Here is a 26,390-nt window from a genome sequence, read left to right on the forward strand (position 1 = left end):
GATGAAACCCCGTATAATCACTACCCTTTTTTGCGTCGCGGCTAACATTTCTGAGTTGTGTGCATTGAATGTTATTTCGTATTCGAAATCGCGCTAAGTCTCACATAAGTCTCAGGGAACCAGACGTTAATAGCACATTGCTGATTGACACTGCGTAATTGCGGACTTAACAATGGACTTAACAAGTTCGTAACGTGTGTCCACTTTTGGGTTGCGTCGCAACAAACCGGTTGTGAATCAACGGCTTAAGTGCGGGCGAGCGGCTTGAATCCTCGTATCCCAAGCAGGGGCTACCTCGATGGCGACTTACAATCTAGACCAAACGGACCTCAAAGCAGCGATCCACGGCACAATCGATCATGCAACCCAGCAACAGATTCTTGACTATCTGATCAATGCTGGGATCGGGTACACCAGCCCGGACAATGGCGCGACGATTCCGGTGCAGGAAGGGGCCGGCATCAGCAACCCGGATCCGAACGCCAACGTTCTCATCGAAACCAACGCAAATAACACTGTTAACACCGACGCCAACCTGAAGGCGATCATCGAGGCGACCAACCAGGACGTCACGCTGACAGTGAACGGCAGCACCCCGGTGCTGGTCGCGACCGGTAACGGCAACGATCAGATCTACATCAACAACACCGGTGACACGACGGTTCTTGCCGGCAACGGCAACGACACGATCTTCGGCGGTTCGGGTCACGACTCGCTCGTCGGCGGCCGCGGCAACGACGTGATTGTCGACAACCTCTCCGGTCACAGCACGCTGGACGGCGGCTCGGGCAACGATCTGCTGGTCGGCACCGGCGCCGACACCCTGATCGGTGGCTCCGGCAACGATACGCTTTACGGCGGCACCTCGTCGACCCTCGAGGGCGGCAAGGGCAATGACGTCCTGGTCGGCGGTTCGGGCAACAATCAGCTCATCGGTGGCGCCGGCAACGACGCGCTCTACTCGAACTCGGATGCGTCGCACGGCTCGACCCTCGAGGGCGGTGCAGGCAACGATTCGCTGTATGGCGGTGCGGGTGCCGATACGCTGTATGGCGGCGCCGGCAACGACCTGCTGGTTGGCGGCACCGGCACCGTTGCGGAATACGGTGGTGCCGGCAACGACATCATCTACTCGGGCAGCGACGCCTCGCACGCGACCTCGCTCTACGGCGGCGGCGGCAACGACTCGCTGTACGGCGGTGCCGGCAACGACACCCTGTACGGCGGCGCCGGCAACGACACGCTCGTCGCCGGGTCGGGTACCCAGACGCTCATTGGTGGCGCCGGCAACGACTCGTTCGTCGGCTCCGCGACCGGTACGGCGTCGATGGTCGGCGGCGCTGGTCAGGACTACTTCTACCTGTCCAACCTCCACAGCAGCGACACCATCGACGGTGGCGCAGGCAGCAAGGACTCCCTGACCTTCCTCGATCATTCCTCGACCGACGTGACCGGTATCACTGCCGGCAAGGATGGTTCTCTGGACGTCAACTTCAGCAATGGCCAGGTGACCCAGATCAGCAACATCGAATACCTGATCTTCAACGATGGTCACTCGACCAAGCTGTAATATCCCAAGTCTGAACCAAGCGAACCTGAACTAAGCAAAGGCGCCGTCTCAACTCTGGTTGAGGCGGCGCTTTTGCGATTGGCAGGAGCTATATCGACGGTGACGCAGAGCCTGAACCAGACGCAGCTCCAGGCCGCGATCAGCTCCACGATCGATCAAGCGCCCCAGGTCAGCAACGTTGAATACCTGATCTTCAACGACGGTCACCAGGCTGTGAGGATCGATCCCGGATTTGCATCAGGCGAAGCGCCGTCTCGACACCAGTTGAGGCGGCGATTTCCTGCATACGAATGTTAAGATCGGAACTTTGTCGACCGATCCGCGTCGAATCTGCTCCCCTCCATCACAAGTTCCCCGCCTGGCATTTCCGCCAGCGGATGTTAGAAGTTAGTTCGTCACATTCGGACCACGTAGCTTTTGTAAAGGCGTGCTCGATTGACGTCACGCGAACCCCGCGGAGCTCTCGAATTGGCCAAGAAGAAAATGCTGAATGCCGGCGCTGGATCGACGGTCAACAAGCGGATCCAGCCGCTCCTGACATCGCATGAGTGGGAGGAGATTCGATTGGACATCGACGGCGAGGTGAGCCCGGATGTCGTCGGGTCGATCACCGACCTCTCCCTCTTGTTCCCGCTGGCCTCGTTCGATGCGATCTGGTGCTCGCATGTCATGGAGCATCTCTATGCCCATGAGGTTCACCCGACATTTGTCCAGTTTCGTGAAGTCCTCAAACCGGACGGCTTCGCGCTGATCATGTCGCCCGACCTGGAGGCGGTGGCTCAGCACATGCTGACCCGGGGCCTCGGCGCGATCGCCTATGTCTCGCCGGCCGGTCCGATCCGGCCGCTGGATATGATCTACGGACACTCCGGCGCCATCGAGCAGGGGCGCCACCACATGGCGCACAAAACCGGCTTTTCGTGCGACCGGATGGGAAACCTGCTGCTCAGCGCCGGCTTTCCGACCGTTTCCGTCCGCAGCGGGAATTTCGAGATTTGCGCGCTGGCGCTGATGCCGCAGGCCCGGGAGGAGCGGATCCGGCCGCAGCTCGAGGCCTGCGGTTTCGACTTCCGGGAGACGGTGACCGCCGTCCCGTAATCGCAGATGTTGCTAAATGTTATAAAGTTCCGCGATTAACCTTCCACGGCAATGTTCGAAACCGGCTTTCGGGCCTGCCGCTCAAATATCTTTTTTGACCGGTGCGCTGAAAATGCTGCGTTAGCGAACTAACAATGATAAGTTATAACTCGCCCGATCCCCGTGATCATGCGCAGTCGAAACTCCGAGGCCTCCATGACCAAACACCTCTCGCTCGTCGGCGCACCTTCGGTGGAGGCGCTGCCACCCTCGGGTCTCGCCTGCCTCGTCATCGTGGCACGGCAGCACGGTTTGCACCTGACGCCGACCCAGCTGATCCACGACAATCTGCTGGGCGACCAGGAAGTCACGCTGCCCGAGCTTCTGAAGTGTGCGAATTCCTCGGGCATGACGGCCAAGGCCGTCACGCTGGATTGGCAGGGGCTGAGCCACCTCAAGCGGGCGCTGCCGGCGATTGTTCGGCTGCGCGACGGCAGCCACATGGTATTGCTGCGCCTCGAGGGCGATGAAAACAGCTCCCGGGTGGTCTTGCAGGATCCGAACGCGAGTGAGGACGCGCTGCTGATCATCGATCAACCGCGCTTTGAGGACATCTGGTCGGGCGACGTCGTCATGGCCAAGCGCGACTACGAAATTTCGGACGAGACCCAGCCGTTCAGCTTCGGCTTTGTCACCGCGTTGCTGTTCCGGGAACGGCGCATCCTGCGCGACGTATCGATCGCTGCGCTGATCCTTGGTTTCATGGGCCTGGCGCCGATCACGTTCTGGCGACTGCTCTCGGACAAGGTGATCTTCTACAAGGCCTACAACACGTTCTACGTGCTGTGCATCGGGATGCTGGTGATCATCCTGTTCGAGGCGGCATTCTCGTTCCTGCGCCAGTATCTGGTTCAGCGCCTGACGGCACGGCTTGACGTCAAACTGTCGACCTACGTGTTCGAAAAGGTGCTCAACCTTCCGATCGACTATTTCGAACAGAACCCTGTCGGCCTGATTTCGCGGGATATCCGCGAGGTGTTCCGGATTCGCGGCTTTCTGACCGGGCAGTTGTTCGGAACCATTCTCGATTCGACGACGCTGTTTTTCTTTCTGCCCGTCATGTTCTTCTTCAGCCCGATCATGACGCTGATGGTTCTCGCCTTTGTCGGCCTGATCGTCGCCTGGCTTATCCTGATGCTGCCGACCTATCGGAAGAAGTCCGCGGCAACTATAGCGGCTGAAGGCGCCCAGGGCGCATTTCTGATCCAGAGCCTGAACGGCATGCGGACGATCAAGTCGCTGGCGCTCGATACGCGACAGCGTCACATGTGGGATGTGCTTGTGGCGCGCGTCGCCAAGGCGCGTCTTGCGGAAGGCATGACCGGAACCGCCATCCAGACGCTGGTGCGTCCGTTGGAACGGTTGGCGGTGAGCGGTACCTATGCGTTCGGCGTCTACCTTGCCCTGAGCAGCGGCGACCCGGTCTACGTCGGGGCGTTGTTTGCCTTTCTGATGCTGTCGCAGCGGGTCGCCGGCCCGCTGATGCAGATGGCCCAGCTCATCAACCAGTATGACGAGGCACGCTCGGCGGTCACGATCGTCGGCAGGCTGGTCAATCAGCCGCCCGAGGAGGGACGTTCCGGACATGGCGTGAGGGTTCCGCTGAAGGGCCTGGTCGAATTCTCCGGCGTCACCTTCCAGTACAAGGGGGCGGTGTCGCCGGCGCTGAACAACGTCTCCTTCGAGATTCCGCGCGGTACGACGCTCGGCGTGATGGGCAAGAGTGGCTCGGGGAAGACCACGATCACGCGGTTGTTGCAGCGCTTGCACTCGGACTACGGCGGGTTGATCAAGGTCGACGGTGTCGATGTTCGCGAATACGATGTCGACCATCTCCGGCGCAATATCGGCGTCGTGTTGCAGGAGAACTTCCTGTTCAGCGGCACGATCCGCGAGAATATCGCGGCGGCAAAGCCCGATGCGACCTTCGACGACGTTGTCAGGGCGGCGCGCCTTGCCGGCGCCGAGGAATTCATCGACAAGCTGCCGCGCGGCTATGAGACCTATATCTACGAGGGATCCACCAATCTCTCCGGCGGCCAGCGTCAGCGCCTTGCGATCGCAAGAGCACTGATCGTCAATCCGCCGATCCTGATCCTGGACGAAGCGACCAGCGCGCTCGATGCCGAGAGCGAGACGATTGTGAACGCGAACATTTCGCGGATTGCACAAGGGCGCACGTTGATCATCATCTCGCACCGCCTGTCGTCGCTGACCAAGGCCGATGCGATCCTCGTGCTCAATCGCGGCGTAGTTAACGATATCGGCCGCCACGACGAGCTTCTGGAACGAAACGACATCTATAGCTCGCTCTGGTACCAGCAGAATACGCACCTGGTTCCGGCGGGCCGCAACGAAAAGAACTTCAGGAGCCCGACCCTTGTCTCGTAATCAAGCGTCGCTCGCGACCGTTCGCCAGTTCCAGTCCGAAACCGACGCCATCCGCGAAGCCGCCGAGCCGTTGCTGGCGCGCGCGACGCTGTTCCTCCTGGCGGGGCTCCTGCTATCCGTTGTGGCGATCATGTGCTTCACGCGCGTCGATCGGGTGATCTCGAGCTCGAGCGGCAGGATCGTTCCCGTCGATCAGATCAACGTGCTGCAGGCCCTGGACGCGTCGATCATCAAGACGATCGATGTCCGGGACGGTCAGCAGGTTGAGACGGGACAATTGCTCGCGACCTTGGACTCGACCTTCACCGCCGCCGATGTGGCGCAGTACAAGTCGCAGATTGCGAGCCTGGACGCACAGGTCGCCCGTGACGAGGCTGAATTGTCCGGCAAGCCGTTGTCCTTCGCCCAGTCCACGGATCCGGAAGTTACGAGGTATAACGCCTTGCAAAAGGCGCTCTACGATCAGCGTGTTGCCCAGTACAACGCGCAGGTGACCAGCTACGATTCCAAGATCAGTCAGACCGAAGCGACGATCCAGAAGGCGAAGAAGGACGACGAGCGATATGCTCAGCGTGCCGAGATCGCCGGCAAGATCGAGGACATGCGCTCGACGCTTGCCGAAAGCGGCAGCGGGTCCAAGCTGAACCTGTATCTGTCGCAGGACACGCGCCTGGAGTTGCTGCGCCAGATCGACAACACGCACAACAGCCTGCTGGAGGCGCAACACCAGCTGGATTCGCTGAAAGCGGATCGCAGAGCCTTCATCGAGCAATGGAACGCGCAGCTGAGCCAGGATCTGGTCACGACGCGCAACAGCCTGGATACCGCCCGCGCATCCTATGACAAGGCCATCAAGCATCAGGACCTGGTGCGCTGGACCGCTGCCGAGCCGTCGGTCGTTCTGACCCTCGGCAAGCTCTCGGTCGGATCGGTGCTGAAGCCGGGCGATCCCTTCATTACGCTGATGCCGCTCAAGACGCGGCTCGAGGCCGAGATTCAGATCCTGTCGCGCGATGTCGGCTTCGTGCGGCCGAACGACCCCTGCACCATGAAGATCGATGCCTTTAACGCGGCGGAGCACGGCACGGCGGAAGGCAAGGTTCGCTGGATCAGCGAAGGCGCCTTCACGACCGATGATGACGGCAAGCCCGTCGACGCCTACTACAAGGCGCGGTGCTCGGTCGACGCGACCAACTTCAAGGACGTTCCGGCGAACTTCCGCCTTATCCCCGGCATGACGCTGCAGGGCGATGTCAATGTCGGCACCCGCTCGGTGGCGATGTATCTGCTCGGCGGCATGCTGCGCAGTGCAAAGGAGGCAATGCGCGAGCCATGACGGTGTCGGCGCGATCCCTGCTCGACTTGCTCCGGCCCGGTTCGTCCCGTTCAGACTCAAAGCAGTTTGAACGGGGGCTGGCGGCGTATGAGGCCCGGCAATATCTCGAGGCGCTGCGCCTTTGGCGGCTCGCGTCGCGAGCCGGCAATCCGGAAGCGGATTACCGGATCGGGCTGCTCTACGCGAGGAATGAGGGTGTTATCGGCAATCTTCCGGACGCCGTCGCGTGGTATGAACGCGCCGCGCTGAACGGACATACCGAAGCGCAATTTCAGCTTGGCCTGATCTACCTCAATGGGGTCAAGGCCACGGTCGGGCCGAACAGGCCCGAGATGTGGCGGCAGTCCACTGCGGCGCGTTTGGGTGACAAGGCGACCAACCTGCACGATCTGGTCTTCCCGAACGGAATCGGCGTGCCCAAGGATATCGATGCCGCTTTCCTCTGGATGTCGGTGGCGGCGGAAGCCGGCAAGGCGGAGGCCCAGGCGATCCTCGGCGACATGTACGCCAACGGATGGGGCTGCACGAAGGATCACGCAACCGCGTTGCGCTGGTACGAGGCCGCGGCCGAGCAGAAGGCGGCGTCCGGCGAATTCGCGCTCGGCGATGTGTACTATCAGGGCCGCGGCGTTCCCGTTGATTTCGCGCAGGCGGCGATCTGGTATCACAAGGCCGCGGAGCAGGGACATGTCCGCGCGCAGGTTGCGCTCGCGTTCATGTGCCTCAAGGGCACCGGGCTTCCGGAGAATGCCGACGAAGCTGCACGACTGTTCCAGAGCGCTGCTGCCCATGACGATACGATCGCGCTCTACAACATCGCGCTGTTGCGGCTCGCCGGCAAAGGCGTTGCCAAGGATATCGACAAGGCCGAGACCGCGTTGCGCAAGGCGGCGCGGAAAGACTATCTGCCGGCGATCCAGGCATTGGCCGAGTTCTACGCGCTTGGCACCTCAGCCGAACCGGATCTGCGCGAGGCGGCGTATTGGTACGAGAAGGCGGCCGACCGCGGCGACGCGCAGGCGCAATTCTTGACCGGGCGCTTCTATGCCACCGGCACCGGCGTCCCGCCCAGCATCCGCCAGGCGGCGAAATGGTTCGAACGCGCGGCCGAGAGCGGCCACGCCACGGCGGCCCACAACATTGCGGTGTTCTATCTCAACGGCAACGGCGTGACGCGCGATGTCGCGACCGCGATCAAGTGGTTCGAGCGTGCGTCCGAAGGCGGCATCAGCGCCGCGGGTGTGCAACTCGGCCGGCTCTACGCGGCGGGCAACGGCGTGCCGCGCGACCAGGTGCGCGCAGCGGAATGGCTGAGCAAGGCCGCCAATGCCGGTGATGCCGATGCCAAGACGGCCTATGCCGTGTTTCTGATCCAGCAAGAGCCATCCGAAGCGCGTCTTGCGCAAGCACGCACGCTCTTGACCGACGCTGCCGAAGTCGGTCATCCCGCGGCGGCATTCCAACTCGGCGGGCTGCATATGGGAAGGTCCGGCGGCGCCGTCGATCTTGCGGCCGCGGCGCAATGGTTCAAGCGTGCGGCAAGCGCCGGCCATGTCGAGGCCCAGCACACGCTGGCGCTGCTGTATTCCGATCCCAAGAGCGACCTCAAGGATCCGCAGGCTGCGGCGAACTGGATCGTCAAGGCCGCCGAGGGCGGCAACGCCGCGGCGCAGTTCAAGCTTGCCGTTATGTATTGCACCGGGCAGGGCGTCGAGCAGGACCTTGCCCGGGGCGTGACGTGGTACGAGGCCGCAGCGCGCCAGGGCCACGCGACGGCGCAATACAACCTAGCCGTGATGCTGGGGAAAGGGCAGGGCTGCAAGCAGGATCAGCGGAAGGCATTCGAATGGTTCGAGCAGGCCGCCGAACAGGGAATGACGGCGGCACAGGTTGCGGTTGGGGACACACTCCATTCCGGAAACGGCGTGACGCAGAACGTCGAGGCAGCGATGGTTTGGTACGAGAAGGCCGCGGCGCGAGGCGATGAGGTGGCGCGGCAGAGACTGACTGCGATCGGCCACCGATCGCAGCGCGACGGAGGCTCAGATCCTTCATGAAGTCGTTCGGCATTCGCAGGGAATTTCTGCACGGCTTGTGAGGTTCGATTCTTGCATCGCATTTGTCATGCGAAGCAATCTTCGAGTTAGTCAGTAATCGGAATGATCAGAATGTCTAAATACACCTCGTTTGCAGAGATCGAAAACCTGTTCGAAGCGACGCCGTATTTCGATCCAGCGTGGTACGTTAGGTTCAATTCTATCACCTTGGCTCCAGATCAAACTCCGCAGCAGCATTTTCGGGATGTCGGCTGGGCTGCCCATCTTCAGCCAAGCTTCTATTTCTCTCCCAAATGGTACCTGTCAAAATACCCCGATATCAAAAAAGCCGGGATGAACCCCTTTTCTCACTTCTTGCTGAGGGGCATCAACGAGAACAGAGAAACCGCAGAATTCGTGAAGAGCGGCAAGCTGAACTTTCCGCCGGCGAAGTTGGCGTCGTTCGTAAGGGAGTCAGGCCTTTTCTCGCCTGAATGGTATGTTTCGAAAAATATGGACGTTGCGAGTGCAGGAATCGACCCTCTCGCTCACTTCAACGGCAAGGGGTATCGAGAGAATCGAACTCCAAATCCGATTTTCGATTTGAAATTTTACAAGCTGGCCAACTCCGACCTGGAGGCCTTCGGCTGGAACCCTCTCTTGCACTACGTGTTTGTGGGTTCGCTGAAGGACCAGTCTCCCAACCCCTTGTTCTCCCATGCTTGGTATTCAAGCAAGTATGGTCCGTTCAAGGAAGGCCAAACGCCTCTGGCTGACTTTCTCTTGCACCTGCACGATCGGGATCCCAATCCATTCCTGCATTCGGACTGGTACTTAAAAACGTACGCAGATGCGGCGGGCTATCCAGGCGGGCCGCTCAAGCATTACTTCGACATAGGGTATCTCGAAGGTCGCGATCCCTCGCCCGACTTCGATACCAAGGGCTACATTGATGCAAATATGGACGTAAAGGCTTCCAAAGCGAATCCTCTAGTCCATTTCGCTCTATTCGGACAAAAGGAGGGACGGGCTCCGAAACCGGAGCTGCGTGGCCGGCAAACCAAGCTGTTTCGGGTTGGCGTGCCTGAGTACGGTCCAATCGAGCAGGTGTTCTCGCACGATGCAAAAGTTGTCGGATCTCCCAAGATCGCAGTCCACCTGCACTTGTTCTATCCCGAACTATCCGAAGAATTAGCCGGCTATCTCGCCAACATTCCGATCGATTTCGATCTCTACATATCTACCCCCAAATCGGTGAGCGATCTGCTCGAGATTGAAGCGCGCTTCCGAAGGCGGCTGCCGAATGTCGACCTGATCGACGTTTGGAATTGCGAAAATCGCGGCCGGGATATGGCGCCGCTGTTCGTGGACATAGTCGATGAGATAGCCAAGTACGACCTGTTTTGCCATCTGCACTCAAAACGCTCGACGCACAATTTCGCGCATAGCGACTGGCGGCGCTTTCTTTGTCACCACATCCTGGGGTCGGAAGAAACCGTGCGGTCGATCCTGAATCAGTTCGAGACCCGGCCGGGTCTAGGGTTACTGCAGCCGCCATACCACGGAGCGCTCCGCAGCCAGCCAAACTGGGGTAAAAACCGCGGCGTCGTCGACGAAGCGCTCGAGCGTATCGGGGTAGAGTACGAAGGAGATGTGTGCCCGGACTATCCAGCCGGCTCATTTTTCTGGGCGCGGCCGGCTGCGATTGCGCCGATCCTAAACGCAAAGCTCACGCTCGATGAGTTTGCTCCTGAGGAGGGACAGGTAGACGGAACATTCGCTCATGCGCTTGAAAGGCTTCTGGGTATCGTTCCGTTGACTCTCGGCTATCAGGTGAGCTGCTTCTCGATCGACGTCGCTCACAATCTCACGAGCTACTATCATCCCAAGAGGCTCTACAAGCCTCTCGAGCGAGATCGAACCGACGATATTCTCAGATACCGGGCCAGCCGGAAAAATAGAGGGCTCGCGCGGACCGCCGTTTGCACGGCTGTTTTCGGAGATTTCGACACTTTGCTTCTTCCCGAGGTTCTGGAGGAAGATTGTGACTACTACTGCTTCAGCGACCGACAAATAGACGGGTACGGTGTATTTGACATTGTACAGGCGGACTATCGCGACCCTGATCCGCGGCGGAGCGCGCGTTATGTCAAGACTCATTTGATTAATTATGTCGGCGAGTACGAGAACGTCATTTGGCTCGACGCAAATGTTCTTATTCGGAAATCTGTCCAACCCTATTTGAAGATGTTGGGAGGCGACATTTCGTTGGCGGCAATCGCTCATCCGTTCCGGGAAACCTGCTTTGAGGAAGCTTCGGTATGCAAAGAGATGAAGCTGGACGAAGCCGAACTGATAAACGAGCAGATCCGACGGTATGTCACCATTCCCGAATTGGCTTCGAGCCAGCTGATCGAAACAAATTTCTTTTGTTTCCTCGCTCAGCGAAAAGAAGTCCGGGAGATGTTCAGGGTTTGGTGGAACGAATTGAACCGCTACAGCCGCCGAGATCAGATCAGCATCAATTATGCGATCTATAAGAGCGGGGTTCGCTGGAAGCCCGTATTCGCCGATCGCATTTCGCTGAGGGATGCTCCCGATTTCTGCCTGTTCGAACACGGCATGAACAAGTGGCCCGGTCGTCCTCTGTCGGATCAGCCGTGGTATCGGCCAGCAAGCGTATCGTTCGCGGAAGGGACGGCATCGGATCGGAGGGGCGCAAAGCGAAAGAAATCCGCAAAGCGCCCGAGCGCCAGTTCGCGTGAGCCTACGGTGGACGTTGTGGTGTGCGTCCACAACGCGTTAGATGACGTCTTGCAGTGCCTCCGGTCGCTAGTTGACCAGGAGGATCGGAACTTCAGGTTGATCTTGGTCGACGACGTATCCGACAAGCCCACCAAATCCGCCATCGAACGCTTTGAGTACTCCTGGCTGGAGCATCAGATCGTGCCGCTCACCGTGCGTGGGGGTTACACTAAAGCGGTCAATGCAGGGCTCCGGCAGTCGAAAGCGGATGCGGTCTTTCTACTTAACAGCGACACGATTGTGCCACCTGCGGGCATTAAGAAACTGCGAGCCGCTCTCTTCAGCTCCGATGCGCGCGGAATAGTGGGTCCTCTCTCGAATGCTGCAAGCTTTCAGTCGGTTCCCAGCACCAAGGGAACAGTCGGGCAAACGGCCATCAATCCTTTACCCGTAGACATGACTGTGGAAGATTTGGATCAATATCTAGAGGCCAACTGGAATGGAATATATCCGCTGACGCCTTTGGTTCACGGGTTCTGTCTGTGTGTTCGGCGAACCGTGCTGGATGCAATCGGCGAATTCGATGAGAGTGCGTTTCCGTTCGGATATGGCGAGGAGAATGACTTTTGTTTTCGCGCCGCCGACGCCGGCTTCGAACTGGCCGTGGCCACGAATACCTACGTCTTTCATGCAAAGTCCAAGAGTTACTCGGATGCGGAACGAACCAAGTATATGGAGGCGGGCGCCGAGGCGCTCTTTAAGAAGCATTCGAGAGGGCGCGTGAAATCTGCCGTGAAATTCATGGAGGACAATCAGGTTTTGAACGAGGTCCGTCTTCTGGCTGCCAAGCTGTTCGACAGCAGGGGCCGGCAGATTATTCAGTCTAGAGACAGTCGAACTAAGGGTACCGTGGCTTGACGCCGGGATGTCGTCTAATTGCAGTGGAGCTGAGCGTATGAATAACCCCGTGACGGAACTGGACGGCAAGGAACTTCCTCTTCCACCGAAGGACTTGCTGTTTATGAATGAAACTTGGGAGAGCTTTCCCAAGAATGGGGCGGGTCTGCTTGCCTTGGGCAATCGAGTTTTGCAGCTTCGTGGACGGCCGATTGTCGATATCGGGTGCGGCTTCGGCCGGATAGCCTACGCATTGGCGGCAAAAGGATATCGCGGCAACTACTGCGGCGTAGACGTGTTGTCGCCTCAGATTAGCTGGTTGCAATCCAATTTCTCTCCGGTTCTGCCGAGCTACCAATTTCATCACTTCGATGTGCTGAACGATCGCTACAATGCGTCGGGAAAGCTGAGGACAGAAGACTTCAGAATAGATAGGCGATACGCGTCGCCCGACGCGATCTTTGTCCTCAGTGTCTTCACTCATATGTATGAGGCGGACATTATTGCTTATCTCAAGGAAATCGTAGCGATCATGGACGAGAAGAGCGTGATATACGCGACGTTCTTCCTTTCGAACGGCGAAAGTCGACACCTGGAATCGATCGATAAGTCGTCGTATCCAATGAAGCACGTGCTGAACGATCACTGTTCATATTTCAACACTGAGGATCCATTGCACGCTATTTCATTCGACGAAGTCTGGTTGAAAGCGACGCTGGCCGAATTGGGTCTCTACACCGCGGCCGTGTTTTACGGCACGTGGGCAGGGAGAAAGGGCGCGTTGAGCTTTCAAGACTCGATCTTCCTCATGAAAGCGTAAAGGCCCGGACGACCCGGCGACCAGGGGAAGGATCAACTGCGGCCTGCGATCTTTGTACGCAATCTTTTCGGAGGTGGATTGTTACCCAAGCGAAAAATCAGCAGGCTATCGAGGACCTCGATTGAGGTCAGACGGTGCCGCATCTCGGATACGTTCGCCTTGTTTTGATTGATCCAGTCGGCGTTGTCGAACAGCTCGGATGTTCCGGCAGCGATAAACCATTCATGCAAGGTATCCAGTTTATCGACGAGAAAGTTCGACAACGCGGCCTTGCTTGGAGGCGGTTGCCAGTATGCTGCGTGGGTATCCTCGATGATGTAGGCGTGTCTTGTCGATCGTATCAGCGACTCGAATGAAGCGATTTGGTCGGAGACCAGGTGACTTCCGTCATCGATGACGATGTCGAAGCCGCCAAATTGTGCCGATAGATCGGAGAGGAAAGCCTGATCGCCCTGGTCGCCGATCACGACATGGATGTTGCCGCCTTCATGTTTCTTGCACTCCGGATTCTTATCGACTCCTACGATGACGCTATCCGGCGAAAAGTACTCACTCCAGAGGCGAAGAGATCCGCCGTGGTACACGCCGATCTCGAGCAACTTCACCGTTCGAGGAAGCTGGAGAAAGAGTTCGGAGTACTTGGCGATATAGTGTTCCCACTTGTCGAGGTCGGGCCGCGGGCGCTCGGAAAACAGCTCAGCCAACGTTGGTTGCCGATTGGCGATGTATCTTGAAAGCAGTCGACTTATTTTCATCAAGATCGAAGACTCCAACTGTTGATCGTTTGAGACTGCGCGGGCCGGCTATGTGTCGAGAGCAAGTAGGAGGGAACCTTGAAACGATCTGTTCGTCATCTCCGGGACGTCCTCGTCTTCATCGCACTCGCCTGCAATCTAGCCGGGGCGTCTGGCGCCGATGCTCCGGCCCCGGTGATCGTGCCAGTAGACAATGTCTGGACAGGTACCAACTCGCAGTTTGCTAGCCTGACGGTCGGAGAGCAAGCGTTCATCGCCTACTACAACGCACAACGTGTGTTCAGTGTTGCGCAGATCGACCTAGCGTCAGGATCGGTGCGCCGTAAGGAGCTTCAAGCCAGCACCCCGGGTTGGGACAGTCACGATGAGACGAAGCTGGCACTTGACGAGCAGGGGCACTTGCATGTGGTTTTCGTGAACCATGCCCATCCATTGGAGTATTTCCGCTCAACGTCCGCGCGTTCGATTGCTGACATATCTGCAGCGACCATGACCGGAAGGAACGAGGAGCACATAACTTATCCATCGTTCGAAAAGGCTGGAAAGAATCTGCTGTTGGTATTTCGCGACGGCGTAAGCGGCAATGGAGCGTGGTACGCCAACGTTTGGAACGGCACGAGCTGGAAGCGGCTTTCCGAAACGCCTCTATTCTCGGATAGGGCTAAGGGTGGATCGGTAAGCGCCTATCCCACGGCATTCGTCAGAGGGCCGGACGGAGAGGTCAATGTCGCAATCGTGTGGCGGAAAACCCCTGATGTCGCGTCGAACTTCAGGATTACCTTCGCCAAGAGTCGTGATTTTGTTTCGTGGACCAAAGCGAATGGTGATCCGATCCTCGGTTCAGTCAATCCAAGGAATAGCGATCTCGTTGATGATCCGGGCGAGGGCCGAGGCTTAGTGAACAATGCCGAACTGAACGTGACCACGGACGGCACTCCGCTCATTGCCTACACAAAGTTCGATGAAGCCGGAAGAAACGGCGTGTATCTGGCTTATGAGAAGGAAGGCTGGAAAACTCTGAAACTGGCCGCGTCCAGTGCGCCGATCGAAATTGCCGGGAGAGGATCGCTTCTTCGCCTTCCAAGATTCTCTCAACCGGTCATCACAAATGGAGTCGGCAGGGTTCACGTGACCTTTCCTGGTGAAGCCGCCATGGACAAGACATTTGACGCCAGAAGTCTTGGGCTTGCCGATACAAAATCGAACGAGGCTCCCAAGTTCCAGTTTCCCGCGATTTCTACCGAAGGACTCTCCGAAGCAGTGACGCTTTCGTCGCTTGCGAAGCAATATGCTCCAAGCAAGTACAACGTTGTTTTTCGATGGGTCTCCCAAGGGCCACACTCGGACATTCCTCGGTCCTGCACCCGGCTTGAGCCAGAGGCTTGCAAGCCGAGGCCAGCACAGCTGCAGGCCTATATTTTCAAGCGATAAGAGGAAGCTCGACAGCGAAGCCTGCCGCGGGATTGGTCTCGCGTATGATGTGCTCGACGTCATCGCAGGTACCGACCGGCACGGTCGGTTCGCTGACGATGACGGCAAAGCCATTCAGATGTGCGACGATCTCGCGGGCGGTTGCAAAGCCTATTCGCCGGACTACTGGTTCAGCCCGACGCGCTCAACCTTGTAGCCCCGCTCCAGGATCGCGCGCCACCAGGGTTGCTCGTCGACGTACCAACGCACGGTCTTGGCGATGCCGGTCTCGAAATTCTCCTCGGCGCGCCAGCCGAGCTCGGTTTCGAGCTTGGTGGCGTCGATGGCGTAGCGGCGGTCGTGGCCGGGACGATCGGCAACGAAGTTGATCAGCTGCCGTCGCGGGCCTGCAGCCGACGGCGCAACCTCGTCGAGCAGGTCGCAGATGCTTTCCACGACGTGCAGATTGGTGCGCTCGTTGCGGCCGCCGACATTGTAGGTCTCGCCGATCCTGCCACGCTCCAGCACGAGCGTCAGCGCCTTGGCGTGGTCCTCGACGAACAGCCAGTCGCGGATGTTCTGGCCGTCGCCATAGACCGGCAGCGGCTCGCCGGCGAGCCCCTTGATGATCATGTGCGGGATCAGCTTTTCCGGGAAGTGATAGGGGCCGTAATTGTTCGAGCAGTTGGTCACCAGGGTCGGCAGCTCGTAGGTCTCGCGCCAGGCGCGCACTAGATGATCCGACGATGCCTTGCTGGCCGAATAGGGCGAGTTCGGCGCATAGGCCGTGGTTTCGGTGAACAGCCCCTCATCGCCAAGGGTGCCGAACACCTCGTCGGTCGAGATGTGCAGGAAGCGGAACTGGTCGCGCTTCTCGGGCGAGAGCGTGCGCCAGTGGCGCAGCGTCTCCTGCAGGATCGTGAAGGTGCCGACGATGTTGGTCTGGATGAATTCGCCGGGGCCGTCGATCGAGCGGTCGACATGGCTTTCGGCGGCGAGATTCATCACCGCATCGGGCTGATATTTCTCGAACAGCCGTCGCAGGCTCTGCGCCTCGCAGATACAGGCCTTCTCGAAGCTGTAGTTCAGGCTTTCGGCCGAGCCGGGCAGCGAGTCCAGATTGGCCGCATAGGTGAGCTTGTCGATGTTGACGACCCGGGCATGGGTGTCGCGCAGTAGATGGCGGACCACGGCGGAGCCGATGAAGCCGGCGCCGCCGGTGACGAAGATCGTCGATCCCTTAAACCGCATGTTTGAAGACCTCGGCGGTGCGGGGTTGGCCCTGGAACGAGCGGTAGACCGACAGCAGATACTCGCCGTAGCTGCTCTTGGCGGTCTTCTGCGCCACCTTCGCGAAGGCCTCCAGCGAGATGTAGCCCTGGCGCAGCGCGATCTCCTCGGGACAGGCGATGCGCAGGCCCTGGCGCTGCTCCAGGATCTGGACGAAATGGCTGGCCTCGACCAGCGAGGAGTGGGTGCCGGTGTCGAGCCAGGCAAAGCCGCGGCCGAGCACCTCGACATAGAGGTCGCCGCGCTCGAGATAGGCCTTGTTGACGTCGGTGATCTCGATCTCGCCGCGCGGCGACGGCTTGATGCCGGCTGCGATGTCGACCACGTCATTGTCGTAGAAGTAGAGGCCGGTGACGGCGACGTTGGATTTCGGCCGCTTCGGCTTCTCCTCGATCGACAGCGCCAGGCCGGTGTCGTCCAGCTCCACCACGCCATATTGCTCCGGCGCGTTGACGACGTAGCCGAACACGGTGGCGCCCTTCTTGCGAACCGAGGCGGCCGACAGCATGCTCGGCAGGCCGTGGCCGTAGAAAATGTTATCGCCTAACACAAGGGCGACGGAGTCGCCGCCGATGAAGTCGCGGCCGACGATGAAGGCGTCGGCGAGACCGCGCGGGGTCTCCTGCGTGGCGTAGGAGAACCTGATGCCGATCTCGTGGCCGTCGCCGAGCAGCCGCTGGAACAGCGGCTTGTCCTGCGGCGTCGAAATGATCAGAATGTCGCGAATTCCGCCCAGCATCAGCGTCGACAGCGGATAGTAGATCATCGGCTTGTCGAACACAGGCAGCAGCTGTTTGGAGACGACAGTGGTCACGGGGTAGAGGCGCGAGCCGGTTCCACCGGCGAGGATAATGCCCTTCATGGTCCCTCACAGTTTGACTATCAAAACATAACAGATAGCGTGCGCCGCACAAGTTTGTTACGAGTATCAAATTAACATTTCGGGCCTGCTCAAAACTGGAACCTGCGTTACATGAACGTCATCAAGACCGAGCTCCCAGAAGTCCTGATCGTCGAGCCGAAGCTGTTCGGCGACCAGCGCGGCTTCTTCCTCGAGACCTATCAGGCGCCCCGTTATGTCGAGCACGGCATCACGCGACCCTTCGTGCAGGACAACATGTCCCGCTCGGCCTATGGCGTGCTGCGCGGGCTGCATCTGCAAAACCCGCTCACCCAGGGCAAGCTCGTGACCGTGCTGCGCGGCAAGGTGCTCGACGTCGCGGTCGACGTGCGCATCGGCAGCCCGAATTTCGGCAAGCATGTCGCGGTCGAGCTGAGCGAGGACAACCGCCGGCAATTATGGGTGCCGCGCGGCTTCGCGCACGGCTTCGTGGTGCTCTCGGAAACCGCCGACTTCTTCTACAAATGCGACGATTTCTACAGCCCCAAGGACGAGCTCTCGATCCGCTGGAACGATCCGGCGATCGGGATCAAATGGGGCGTCGACAAGCCGCAGCTGTCGGCCAAGGATGCGGACGCGCCGCTGCTCGCCGATGCCAGCAACCTTCCGACCTACGGACAAATCTGATGATGCGGATCTTGTTGACGGGAACACGCGGGCAGGTTGGCAGTGCGCTGAAGCCGCTGCTGGAAAGTCACGGCACGATCCTCGCGCCGCCGACCGCGGAATTCGATCTGTCGAAACCGGATAATCTGACGGGCCAGCTCGAAAACCTGAAGCCCGATCTCATCATCAATCCGGCGGCCTATACGGCGGTCGATCGCGCCGAGGACGAGCGCGAGCAGGCCTTCCTGGTCAACGCCAGGGGGCCCGAGACGCTCGCCAGATGGGCCGCGGCGAACCATGTGCCGCTGGTGCATTTCTCCACCGACTACGTCTTCAACGGTTCGGGTGACAGGCCGTGGCGCGAGGATAGCCCGACCGAACCATTGTCCGTCTATGGTGCCAGCAAGCTCGCCGGCGACGTCGCGGTGCAGGCGGCGGGCGGTGCGCATCTGATCGTGCGCACCTCGTGGGTCTATGCCGCAAAGGGCACCAACTTCCTGCGCACGATCGCGCGGCTCGCCGGCGAGCGCAAGGAGTTGCGGATCGTGGCCGATCAGATCGGGGCGCCGACCTCGGCACAGGCGATCGCCAGCGCGGTGGCCGGCATCGTTCTGCCGAACCTCACCACGCTGCACGACCAGCTCGCGCGCAGGGGCGGCGTCGTCAACCTGGTTTGTGCCGGCGAAACCAGCTGGCACGGCTTTGCCAGCGCCATTGTCAGCGGGTTGAGGTCGCGTGGCGTCACGTTGGCCGTCGAGAGCATCGCGCCGATTGCAACGGCGGATTTTCCGACCAAGGCGGTGCGTCCGGGCAATTCGCGGCTGGATCTGACCCGGCTGAAGGCGCAGTTCGGCGTGGCGATGCCGACCTGGCAGGAAGCGCTCGCGCACGAGCTTGATGCCTATGTCCAGCTCGGCGCGCCCGCGCACGCTTGATGCGTCTTCGAGGTTTGCAAACAAGCGCATCAAAAACCAAGGCCCCGGCTCAGATTTGATCTGAACCGGGGCTCGTTGAACCGAGCGGCGGCGATCGCCGCCGAGGTGCTACCGCTCAGCGCGGCCGGCCGATGCTGTCGTAGGTGAATCCGTGCGCGGCCATCTCGTCGGGACGGTAGATATTGCGCAGGTCGACCACGACCGGACGCTTCATCTCCTGCTTGATCTGCTTCAGATCGAGTGCGCGGAACTGGCGCCATTCGGTGACGATGACAAGCGCATCCGCCTGGCGCGCGCACTCATAGGCATCCTTGCAGTACTCGATCTCGGGCAATTCCTTGCGCGCCTGCTCCATGCCGATCGGATCGTAGGCCCGAACCTTGGCGCCGAAATCGATCAGGCCGTTGATCAGCGGGATCGAGGGCGCCTCGCGCATGTCGTCGGTATCGGGCTTGAAGGTCAGGCCGAGCACGCCGATCGTCTTGCCGCGCAGCTCGCCGCCGAGCACGTTGGCGACCTTGCGCGCCATCGCCCGCTTGCGGTTGTCGTTCGCGGTCAGCGTGGCTTCGACGATTTTCAGCTGGACGTCGTGGTCGAGCGCCGTCTTGAACAGCGCGCGGGTGTCCTTCGGGAAGCACGAGCCGCCATAGCCCGCGCCGGCATGCAGGAACTTGGTTCCGATCCGGTTGTCGAGCCCGATGCCGCGCGCGACCTCCTGCACGTTCGCACCGACCCTCTCGGAGAGATCGGCGATCTCGTTGATGAAAGTGATCTTGGTGGCAAGGAACGCATTTGCGGCGTATTTGATCAATTCAGCGGTGCGCCGCGCGGTATAGAGGATCGGCGCCTGGTTCAAATAGAGCGGGCGATAGACTTCGCCCATCACCCGCTTGGCCCGATCGTCCTCGGTGCCGACGACGATCCGGTCGGGATGGCGAAAATCCTGGATTGCCGCGCCTTCGCGCAGGAACTCGGGATTCGACGCAACGGCGAAATCGGCGTCGGGATTGGTCTCGCGGATCAGGCGCTCGACCTCGTCGCCGGTGCCGACAGGCACGGTCGATTTCGTCACCACCACGGTGAACTTCTTGAGCGCCGCGCCGATCTCCTTGGCGGCAGCATAGACGTAGCTCAGGTCGGCATGGCCGTCGCCGCGCCGCGATGGCGTTCCGACCGCGATGAACACGGCGTCGGCATCGGCGACGGCGCCGGTGAGCTCCGTCGTGAAGGTCAGCCGTCCGGCGGCGGCGTTGGTTTCGACGAGCTTGTCGAGGTCGGTTTCGTAGATCGGGATCTTGCCGCGCTTCAGGGCTTCGATCTTGCCGGCGTCCTTGTCGACGCACACGACCTGATGGCCGAAATCGGCAAAACACGCTCCGGACACGAGACCTACATATCCCGTTCCAACCATTGCAATCTTCATCAATCCGCTCGTCGATCAGTGTGGAGAGGAGGAGTTAGCACTAGCACAATTGGCGCCGACAACGCCAAGTTTTATAACGTATAGTTTGTGTTGGAGCTCGGCGGCTTTTTGTGCAAACGGTGATCGCCTCAGTGCAGGTGAATGCTCGCTAGTCACCTTTGGGCGCGCCATGGACACATTCTCAACTTGAAATCGACCGACAATCGAGCCGCCGTTTGAGGGGTGGACATGAGCACGAAGACGATTGGCAAGCACAGGCCCTCGGGAGCTGATTACGCGTCGTTGCAAACGCAGTTCACCAGATACGATCGCACGACGTTTTCCGGGTTTGTCTATGACCGCGCCGATCTCGGCCGGCGCTACACCGTCGAACTGCTGGTCGACGGCGAGCCATACATGTCATCATTGTGTGACGAGTTTGTAACAGAGCTTGCCGAGGCCGGTATAGGCGACGGGCGCTTTGGTTTTACATTCAATGTGCAGGATCAGGTCGGCGCGAACGCTGGGATCGTCGAGGCCAGATTGGCCAACATCGGCAGTCCCGTCGGCGCTCCGATTCGCTGCGATGTCGCGGCACTGCAAGCCCAGTGGCATCGGATCGCCGACATCGAATGGGTCGGAGGCTTGCGCTTCGAGGGCTGGCTGTCCCGCGACATTGACGAAGATATCGAGATCCTGATCGCGCAGCGGCCGGTGATGACGGTGAAGCCGACCGGCTGGACCAACGTTGCGCGGGGAAGCGAGTTCGGCGTCGGCCGCCGGATCGATTTTCATCTGCCCGAGCATTTTGCCGACGGTCGCATGCGCGGCCTGTCGGCGCGGACGGTTTCCGGACGCAGCCTGATCTCGGAGCCGATTCCCTTTGTCGCTTTCGAACGCGGATTGGAGCAGACGCTTGCGGATCTCGGGCGCTGGGACAGCGAGCGGCTGCGCGGAGAACTGTTCGACCGCGTGCTGCCGGCCTCGATGCCGCTTCACGCCTATCGCAGCTGGAAGGAGCGCTTCGCGCCGGCGACGCAATCGGAACAATCCGACGTTCCGTCCGAGGCCGCGGTCGTCCTGATCGGCGAGAACAGGGTGGATGAAAGCATTGAGAGCCTCGAAGCCCAGGGGCATTCGGCCTGGTCGGCGGTGTGCCTGCCGGCGCAGGCCTTCAGTCGGTTCGATCGGAAAGCGGCCCGCGACTTCGTCGTCGGCGATGCCGCCAGCAGCGAGTTCTTTGTCTTTTGCCTGAGCGGGACGATCCTCGCGGAGGATGCCTTGCAGCGCTTCGCCGCTGTGTTCGCGGCCGAGCCCGGCTGCGATCTCGCCTATGGCGACGTCGAGGTCGCTGCGGGCGCCGGTGCGGTCTGGCCGCTGGCGTTTTCGGCGTTCGATCTCGAACGCGCGCTCGAGCAGGGCTATGGCGCGTACTGTTTTGCGGTGCGCCGCCAACATGCCATCGAAGCACTGCGATCGGCGACGTCGCTCTACGACATTTTTCTGTCCTGCGCGGAGTCTGGCCGAACCTATCATCTTCCTGGATCGATTGCGGCACTGCCGCCGATCGATGCGTCGGCCGCAACCGGCGAACTGGCCGCCGCAAGCAAGGCCTGCTTGGCCAGAGCCGGCATCGAGGCGAGTGTCGAGCCGCGCAAGGCGGGGCTGCTTCCTGCCGTTCAGGTCAAGCGCACCGTCGATTGGAGCGAGCGCACCACCATCGTCATCCCGACCAGAAATCGCGCCGAACTGCTCAAGCGATGCATCGAGACGGTCACGCCGGCCGCGAATGAGACCAACGCCCGCATCCTTGTCGTCGATAACAGCTCGACGGAGCCTGAAACGCTCGACTATCTGGAGAGCCTGTCCGAGGAAGACATCGACGTTATCTCCGTCGAAGGCCCGTTCAACTTCGCAGCCATCAGCAACGCCGCGGTCGACTGTGTCGATGCAGAGAACATCTGCTTGCTCAACAACGATATCGAGGCGCTCGACGACGGCTGGCTGGCGGAGCTGCTGTGGCGGCTCGCCGCTCCCGATGTCGGGGCCGTCGGTGCAAAGCTGCTCTGGCCGAGCAGCGTCGTGCAGCATGGCGGGGTGGTGCTGGGGACCAATTTCGCGGCCACGCACGCCTTCAATGACCGGATGGATGGTGATCCCGGCTACGGCGATCTGCTCCAGGTGGCGCACGAATGCTCGGCGGTGACGGCCGCGTGCCTCTTGATGCGCAAACGCGATTTCGTGGCCGTCGGCGGCATGGACGAGACCCGTTTCCCGATCAGCTTCAACGACGTCGATCTGTGCCTGAAGCTGCGCCAGCTCGGCAAGCGGATCGTGTTCACGCCGGATGCGAAACTCGTTCATCTGGAATCGGCAAGCCGGGGCCGCGATTCCGCACCGGATCGCAAGGCACGCTTCAAGCGCGAGCTGTCGATGCTGCGCGCGAAGTGGGGCGAGGTGCTGCTCGACGATCCCTATTACAGCCCGTTGCTGGGGCTCGACTCGACGCCGTTCTCCTCGCTGGCATGGCCGCCGCGATCATGGAAGCCGCGCGCCAACCTGCCGCCTGTGCCGGCCGCGCCTCCGGTCGGGATGTAGCCGGCGGGCATCCTCGCTCACCCAGCCGAGCACGGCGGCAATTGTTTGATCGGCATCAAGGCCCGGCGGCAGCTTCAGGTCGGTTTCCCGGCCACGTCCCGCTGCTGTCGGCCTCCAGTCCGTCGCGGCGGCCGGCAGCCCGGTTGCCCTGAGTGCATCCACCAACGGATGTCCAAAGGCGGGCTCGCCGATGTCGAGCACCAGTTTCGTGATGCCGTGACCCTCGACGAGCGTCGCGATGTCGTCGACGGCGACGTCGCCGGTGACCAGGACATTGCTCCGCTGCATCAGCTTGAGATCGTCGAGCGTGGTCCCGAGCACGATGATCTCGAGGTCTTCACCGGCATCGGCGATTTGATCGCTCAACGCCCTGATGAAGCGAAACTCCGCCGCGCTGGCGCGCAGGACAAGCAGACCGAGACGCACAGGGCCGCTCACGGCGTGATGCCGCGCCGGCGGCGCAGGCGGGTCGTCCAGCCGGGTCGCTTGCAAGCCGAGCACCGTATCCGAAAAGGCGGCCCCGTCCTCTCCGATCGCGGTCACGCGTTGAGCGCCGGCGATCAGGCTGCTCCAGTCCGGGTGAACGCCCGATCCGATTGCTGTGCGCAGTGCGAGGGCGGTGTCGGTGATCAGGACGTCGTAGGGGAAGCGTTGCGTGAGCTGGGCCAGGCATGCGGCGGGGATGCGGTTCGGCTCCGCAATCTCGATCGCGCGGATTTTGAGGTCGGTGAGCAGCGTCAGCAAGGCCTCACGGCCTTCAGGCGTTGCAACGTCGAGTGCGATCGACTGCGGTGCTCCGCCATCCGGATCGAAAATGGTCGCCAGCTGGCGCGATCCCTCGGCTCGGGTCTGCACGACCAGCGCGCGCTGGTCGTCCGCCGCGAGTTGCCCGCATCGCCTGATGGCGATCTCGCGGCCAATCGCGGAACCGCAGAGGATGACGTACGGGGCGGCAGCGTGCGGTTCGCTCGCGAGCAGCTTGAGCTCCAGTGCCGCACGGCAATCGCGGAGCGGATCGGCGAGCAGGAACGCGGCGCACTCCGTCGCATAGCGCCGGTAGCGCTGCTCGAGAACCCGCAGATTGCGCAGCACCAGCGAACGCTTCTCGCCGAGAAACGAGCGCGAGCCCTCGTGCCCGACAAATACCGACGGGATACACACGTTGCGGAGGCCGGCTTCTGCCGCGCGCAGGCAGAAGTCGACGTCTTCGAGATAGCCGCGATAGAAGTCGTCGGAGAGCTCACGCACGGCGTCGAGGCATTCGCGGGTGATGTAGAGGCAGAACCCGATGCCGTTGGGGATGTCGATCGCCTTCCCGGAATTTGCCGCGCCGGCGAGGTCGTCGAGCAGCGCTATCTCGTCCGGCGAGGGCAGGGGATTTGACCGGTTCGGGACCGGGAAGCTGGTGAATTCGCCGTTGTTCGACAGCGGCGTCGCCGTGCCCACGCGCGGTGTCGATTGCACCGCGCTGCGCAGCCGTTGCAGCGCGTATTTCGGCACGATGGTGTCCGAGTTCAGCAGCACGACGTCGCCGGCATCGGTTTCGCCGAGTGCCCGGTTGACCGCGCCGACGAAGCCGAGATTCTGCTCATTGATCAGCAGATGGATACGCGACCCGGCAGCCAGCTCGGCGAGCAGGCGCTTGATGTCTCGTTCGGGCGAGGCATCGTCCACCACGACGATGGTCGCGCCCGGCGTGCAGGCGGCGGCAGTCAATGCGCTCTCGATGCAGGCGCGCGTCGCGGCCAAATCCCGGTACACTGGGATGATGATGGTGAGTGGGGGCGTTTCACCGTCTCGCGCGCGCTCGGCCCGTGGCGGCGCGTTGCGGCGGTCCGGCGCGCGATTGGCCGGGAGTTGAACGCTTGCAATGATCCGGCCGGCTTGCGCTATCTCGAGCCGTTGCGAGGTCGCCGATGGCGGGCGGATCAGGCGAAAGCTCGCGGCGTGCCGCCCATCGCGTGCGAATCTGTGGCGGGGATCGGAGGGAAGCTGCACGGCACTGGATTGGTCCGCCTGCGCCAATGAAAGCTGTGGGTCGTCAGGCCCTCGCCACGTCACCCATCCCTTCACCTCTTCATCCAGGAAGTCGATACGGGCGCAGCTGTCCTGACCGTCCTGTTCGAGCAGCACGAGGGCGCTCCTCACCGAATCCGGATCGTCGTCGCGCCGTGCGATGCTGCGTGCGGCCTCGATCCGCTGCGGGCCGTCACCCCACGCCATCATGCGCCGTGCGGCAACCAGATCGTCCGGTTCGAGTTCGATCGCCCTGGCAACGCTGGCGACGGCATCATCCCTGAGATCAAGGCGGGACAGCGCCTCTGCGCGCAGCAGGTGGGCGCGGGCACCCGGATGCGGCATGATCCGGCAGCGGCGGTCGGCGAGCGCGAATGCCAGCCGGAAGTTGCGCGCCTCCAGGGCCGCGACCGCGGCCCGCTCGAGATCGACGTGATGGAGCGTTCTGGACGTAAAGGCGATCTTGCGCGCGTCGGCGGTCAAATGTCGCCCTTACCTGCCGGATGTCAGCCCGCGGTCTTCACGGCGCCCTGCCGGCTCCGGAACACGCGCACGCGGCCCTCGAGACGCGGTCCGTCCTGGCGCGGCGCCGGGTCGATCGGTTCGACGCGCCTCGGCTGCTGCGGCGCAAGCGGCGCGGCCTGCACGCGACGTTCTTCAAGGTTGAGCTTGAAGCCCACCAGGGGTTCCCGTCCCGACGGGCCCGACACCACAATCCGGTTCCCGGTCGCGCGCAGGGCTGGAGCGCCCAGGAAGATGGTCTCGGCCGAGATGGTATAGCGATCCACGCTGGGTCCTGCGGCCTCCAGCGAGAACCCGGTGATGGCCAGTGCGCGGCCGCGGGTTCCAGCGAAGGTTCCGAGCGGAACGAACTGGTTGTCGCCGCGCTGCGGCCGGGCGAATTTGACCGCATATTGCAGGCTGAGATCGCGCGGCTTGTTCGGCCATTCGAGCGAGATGCCCTCGATCCGGGCGGGAGCGGACGGTCCGGCGATCCAGGTGTTCGGGCCGACGGTCACATCACCGAGGCCGGCGACGTGGGCGAGCAGCCGGAGGTCGCCCTGCCCACCGGTGCCAGCCTGAGGCGCGAATTCGGGCTCGAACTCGGGCTCAAAGGCGTCAAACGGCTGGCTGGCCGGCTGCGCAGCCTGCTGCTGGCCCTGGGTCAGCGGCTCGATCTTGATGTTGGCGGCGGTCGACCCGCCGATGCGCCCCGCAGTGACCTCGACGATCAGGCGGCTCGGCCGGGCGACCGACACGACCAGCGCGCTTTCGGGCGCAAACAGGGTTCCATTGACGGCGTCGGGCCCGGAAATGATACTACAATTGTTAAGGCTGGCGCGGTCCGCGTATACGCGCACCACTGGAGGCGACATCTTATCATCTGCGCCGTTATACCGAACCAGGAAGAGGCCCCGTGCCAGATCAATGGTTTTCTGCTGAATCTGTTCGTTCATCGTCGCCTGCGAGCCTAACGGGATGGATTGATATGTTGCCCGCGCAGTGTGCACTAAAAATCTGTGTGATAGAAGAGGGCTTAATGTT

17 protein-coding genes and 1 pseudogene are annotated in these 26,390 nt (G+C 61.1%); 11 read left to right on the plus strand and 7 right to left on the minus strand.

Annotated elements, in window-relative coordinates:
• Positions 1-298: 298 nt before the first annotated feature.
• The 7 genes from ACVMB0_RS21175 (at position 299) to ACVMB0_RS21205 (ending at position 12,932) form a co-directional block, all read left to right on the plus strand.
• The gene (locus ACVMB0_RS21175) at positions 299-1,570 is read left to right on the plus strand and encodes a calcium-binding protein (RefSeq protein WP_456755748.1); all 1,272 of its coding nucleotides are present in this window, start codon (positions 299-301) and stop codon (positions 1,568-1,570) included.
• Positions 1,571-2,053: 483 nt separating this feature from the next.
• Positions 2,054-2,668 carry a class I SAM-dependent methyltransferase gene (locus tag ACVMB0_RS21180; protein WP_456756582.1) on the plus strand — a complete coding sequence of 205 codons (615 nt, stop codon included), beginning with the start codon at positions 2,054-2,056 and terminating at the stop codon, positions 2,666-2,668.
• Positions 2,669-2,863: 195 nt separating this feature from the next.
• The gene (locus ACVMB0_RS21185) at positions 2,864-5,098 is read left to right on the plus strand and encodes a peptidase domain-containing ABC transporter (protein WP_456755747.1); all 2,235 of its coding nucleotides are present in this window, start codon (positions 2,864-2,866) and stop codon (positions 5,096-5,098) included.
• A complete protein-coding gene (locus ACVMB0_RS21190; protein WP_456755746.1) occupies positions 5,088-6,434 on the plus strand; it encodes an HlyD family type I secretion periplasmic adaptor subunit in 1,347 nt (448 codons plus the stop codon). The genes ACVMB0_RS21185 and ACVMB0_RS21190 overlap by 11 nt, the downstream gene beginning before the upstream one ends.
• The gene (locus ACVMB0_RS21195) at positions 6,431-8,491 is read left to right on the plus strand and encodes an SEL1-like repeat protein (RefSeq protein ID WP_461347552.1); all 2,061 of its coding nucleotides are present in this window, start codon (positions 6,431-6,433) and stop codon (positions 8,489-8,491) included. The genes ACVMB0_RS21190 and ACVMB0_RS21195 overlap by 4 nt, the downstream gene beginning before the upstream one ends.
• Positions 8,492-8,602: 111 nt before the next feature.
• Positions 8,603-12,133, plus strand: coding sequence for a rhamnan synthesis F family protein (locus ACVMB0_RS21200; protein WP_456755744.1), 3,531 nt, complete (start codon positions 8,603-8,605; stop codon positions 12,131-12,133).
• A gap of 37 nt (positions 12,134-12,170) precedes the next feature.
• Positions 12,171-12,932 (plus strand): class I SAM-dependent methyltransferase, encoded by a 762-nt coding sequence (locus ACVMB0_RS21205; RefSeq protein WP_456755743.1) that lies wholly within the window; start codon positions 12,171-12,173, stop codon positions 12,930-12,932.
• Between the two features lie 32 nt (positions 12,933-12,964).
• Here ACVMB0_RS21205 and ACVMB0_RS21210 read toward each other — a convergent pair whose 3' ends face one another.
• The gene (locus tag ACVMB0_RS21210; protein ID WP_461347553.1) at positions 12,965-13,636 is read right to left on the minus strand and encodes a class I SAM-dependent methyltransferase; all 672 of its coding nucleotides are present in this window, start codon (positions 13,634-13,636) and stop codon (positions 12,965-12,967) included.
• Positions 13,637-13,765: 129 nt separating this feature from the next.
• Here ACVMB0_RS21210 and ACVMB0_RS21215 point away from each other — a divergent pair, with 129 nt between their 5' ends.
• Entirely contained in the window at positions 13,766-15,118 is a 1,353-nt protein-coding gene (locus ACVMB0_RS21215) for a BNR-4 repeat-containing protein (RefSeq protein WP_461347554.1), read from the plus strand.
• 10 nt (positions 15,119-15,128) lie between these two features.
• Here the strand turns inward: ACVMB0_RS21215 and ACVMB0_RS21220 are convergent.
• The 3 genes and pseudogenes from ACVMB0_RS21220 to rfbA all read right to left on the minus strand — a co-directional run.
• Positions 15,129-15,263 (minus strand): annotated as a pseudogene (locus ACVMB0_RS21220) (UDP-glucose 6-dehydrogenase); the annotation flags it as partial.
• A 17-nt stretch (positions 15,264-15,280) separates the two neighbouring features.
• Complete coding sequence (gene rfbB / locus ACVMB0_RS21225; RefSeq protein WP_456755740.1) at positions 15,281-16,348, minus strand: dTDP-glucose 4,6-dehydratase; 1,068 nt, start codon at positions 16,346-16,348, stop codon at positions 15,281-15,283.
• Entirely contained in the window at positions 16,338-17,249 is a 912-nt protein-coding gene (gene rfbA / locus ACVMB0_RS21230; protein ID WP_461347555.1) for a glucose-1-phosphate thymidylyltransferase RfbA, read from the minus strand. Before rfbA ends, rfbB begins: the two co-directional genes overlap by 11 nt.
• Before the next feature lie 111 nt (positions 17,250-17,360).
• On the opposite strand from rfbA, the gene rfbC reads away from it, so the two are divergent.
• A complete protein-coding gene (rfbC, locus tag ACVMB0_RS21235; RefSeq protein WP_456755738.1) occupies positions 17,361-17,915 on the plus strand; it encodes a dTDP-4-dehydrorhamnose 3,5-epimerase in 555 nt (184 codons plus the stop codon).
• Positions 17,916-17,917: 2 nt separating this feature from the next.
• Positions 17,918-18,829 carry a dTDP-4-dehydrorhamnose reductase gene (gene rfbD, locus ACVMB0_RS21240; RefSeq protein WP_461349691.1) on the plus strand — a complete coding sequence of 304 codons (912 nt, stop codon included), beginning with the start codon at positions 17,918-17,920 and terminating at the stop codon, positions 18,827-18,829.
• A 115-nt stretch (positions 18,830-18,944) separates the two neighbouring features.
• Here the strand turns inward: rfbD and ACVMB0_RS21245 are convergent, their stop codons facing one another.
• Positions 18,945-20,252, minus strand: coding sequence for a UDP-glucose dehydrogenase family protein (locus ACVMB0_RS21245; RefSeq protein ID WP_456755737.1), 1,308 nt, complete (start codon positions 20,250-20,252; stop codon positions 18,945-18,947).
• Positions 20,253-20,480: 228 nt separating this feature from the next.
• Here ACVMB0_RS21245 and ACVMB0_RS21250 point away from each other — a divergent pair, with 228 nt between their 5' ends.
• Positions 20,481-22,829, plus strand: coding sequence for a glycosyltransferase family 2 protein (locus ACVMB0_RS21250; protein ID WP_461347556.1), 2,349 nt, complete (start codon positions 20,481-20,483; stop codon positions 22,827-22,829).
• On the opposite strand, the gene ACVMB0_RS21255 is transcribed toward ACVMB0_RS21250, so the two are convergent.
• Together ACVMB0_RS21255 and ACVMB0_RS21260 are read right to left on the minus strand one after the other, a co-directional pair.
• On the minus strand, positions 22,770-25,328 hold the full coding sequence (locus tag ACVMB0_RS21255) for a glycosyltransferase (protein ID WP_461347557.1): 2,559 nt from the start codon (positions 25,326-25,328) through the stop codon (positions 22,770-22,772). The two genes, ACVMB0_RS21250 and ACVMB0_RS21255, sit on opposite strands and share 60 nt — an antisense overlap.
• Before the next feature lie 23 nt (positions 25,329-25,351).
• The gene (locus ACVMB0_RS21260) at positions 25,352-26,302 is read right to left on the minus strand and encodes a hypothetical protein (RefSeq protein ID WP_461347558.1); all 951 of its coding nucleotides are present in this window, start codon (positions 26,300-26,302) and stop codon (positions 25,352-25,354) included.
• Positions 26,303-26,390: the final 88 nt, after the last annotated feature.

This window comes from Bradyrhizobium sp. USDA 4451 (genome assembly GCF_054822585.1).

Bases quoted from the DNA above. Each gene is read 5' to 3' on its own strand.
- ACVMB0_RS21175 (WP_456755748.1), top strand. From the start codon at position 299: ATGGCGACTTACAATCTAGACCAAACGGACCTCAAAGCAGCGATCCAC.
- ACVMB0_RS21180 (WP_456756582.1), top strand. From the start codon at position 2,054: ATGCTGAATGCCGGCGCTGGATCGACGGTCAACAAGCGGATCCAGCCG.
- ACVMB0_RS21185 (WP_456755747.1), top strand. From the start codon at position 2,864: ATGACCAAACACCTCTCGCTCGTCGGCGCACCTTCGGTGGAGGCGCTG.
- ACVMB0_RS21195 (WP_461347552.1), top strand. From the start codon at position 6,431: ATGACGGTGTCGGCGCGATCCCTGCTCGACTTGCTCCGGCCCGGTTCG.
- ACVMB0_RS21200 (WP_456755744.1), top strand. From the start codon at position 8,603: ATGTCTAAATACACCTCGTTTGCAGAGATCGAAAACCTGTTCGAAGCG.
- ACVMB0_RS21205 (WP_456755743.1), top strand. From the start codon at position 12,171: ATGAATAACCCCGTGACGGAACTGGACGGCAAGGAACTTCCTCTTCCA.
- rfbB (WP_456755740.1), bottom strand. From the start codon at position 16,348: ATGCGGTTTAAGGGATCGACGATCTTCGTCACCGGCGGCGCCGGCTTC.
- rfbA (WP_461347555.1), bottom strand. From the start codon at position 17,249: ATGAAGGGCATTATCCTCGCCGGTGGAACCGGCTCGCGCCTCTACCCC.
- rfbC (WP_456755738.1), top strand. From the start codon at position 17,361: ATGAACGTCATCAAGACCGAGCTCCCAGAAGTCCTGATCGTCGAGCCG.
- rfbD (WP_461349691.1), top strand. From the start codon at position 17,918: ATGCGGATCTTGTTGACGGGAACACGCGGGCAGGTTGGCAGTGCGCTG.
- ACVMB0_RS21245 (WP_456755737.1), bottom strand. From the start codon at position 20,252: ATGAAGATTGCAATGGTTGGAACGGGATATGTAGGTCTCGTGTCCGGA.
- ACVMB0_RS21250 (WP_461347556.1), top strand. From the start codon at position 20,481: ATGAGCACGAAGACGATTGGCAAGCACAGGCCCTCGGGAGCTGATTAC.
- ACVMB0_RS21260 (WP_461347558.1), bottom strand. From the start codon at position 26,302: ATGAACGAACAGATTCAGCAGAAAACCATTGATCTGGCACGGGGCCTC.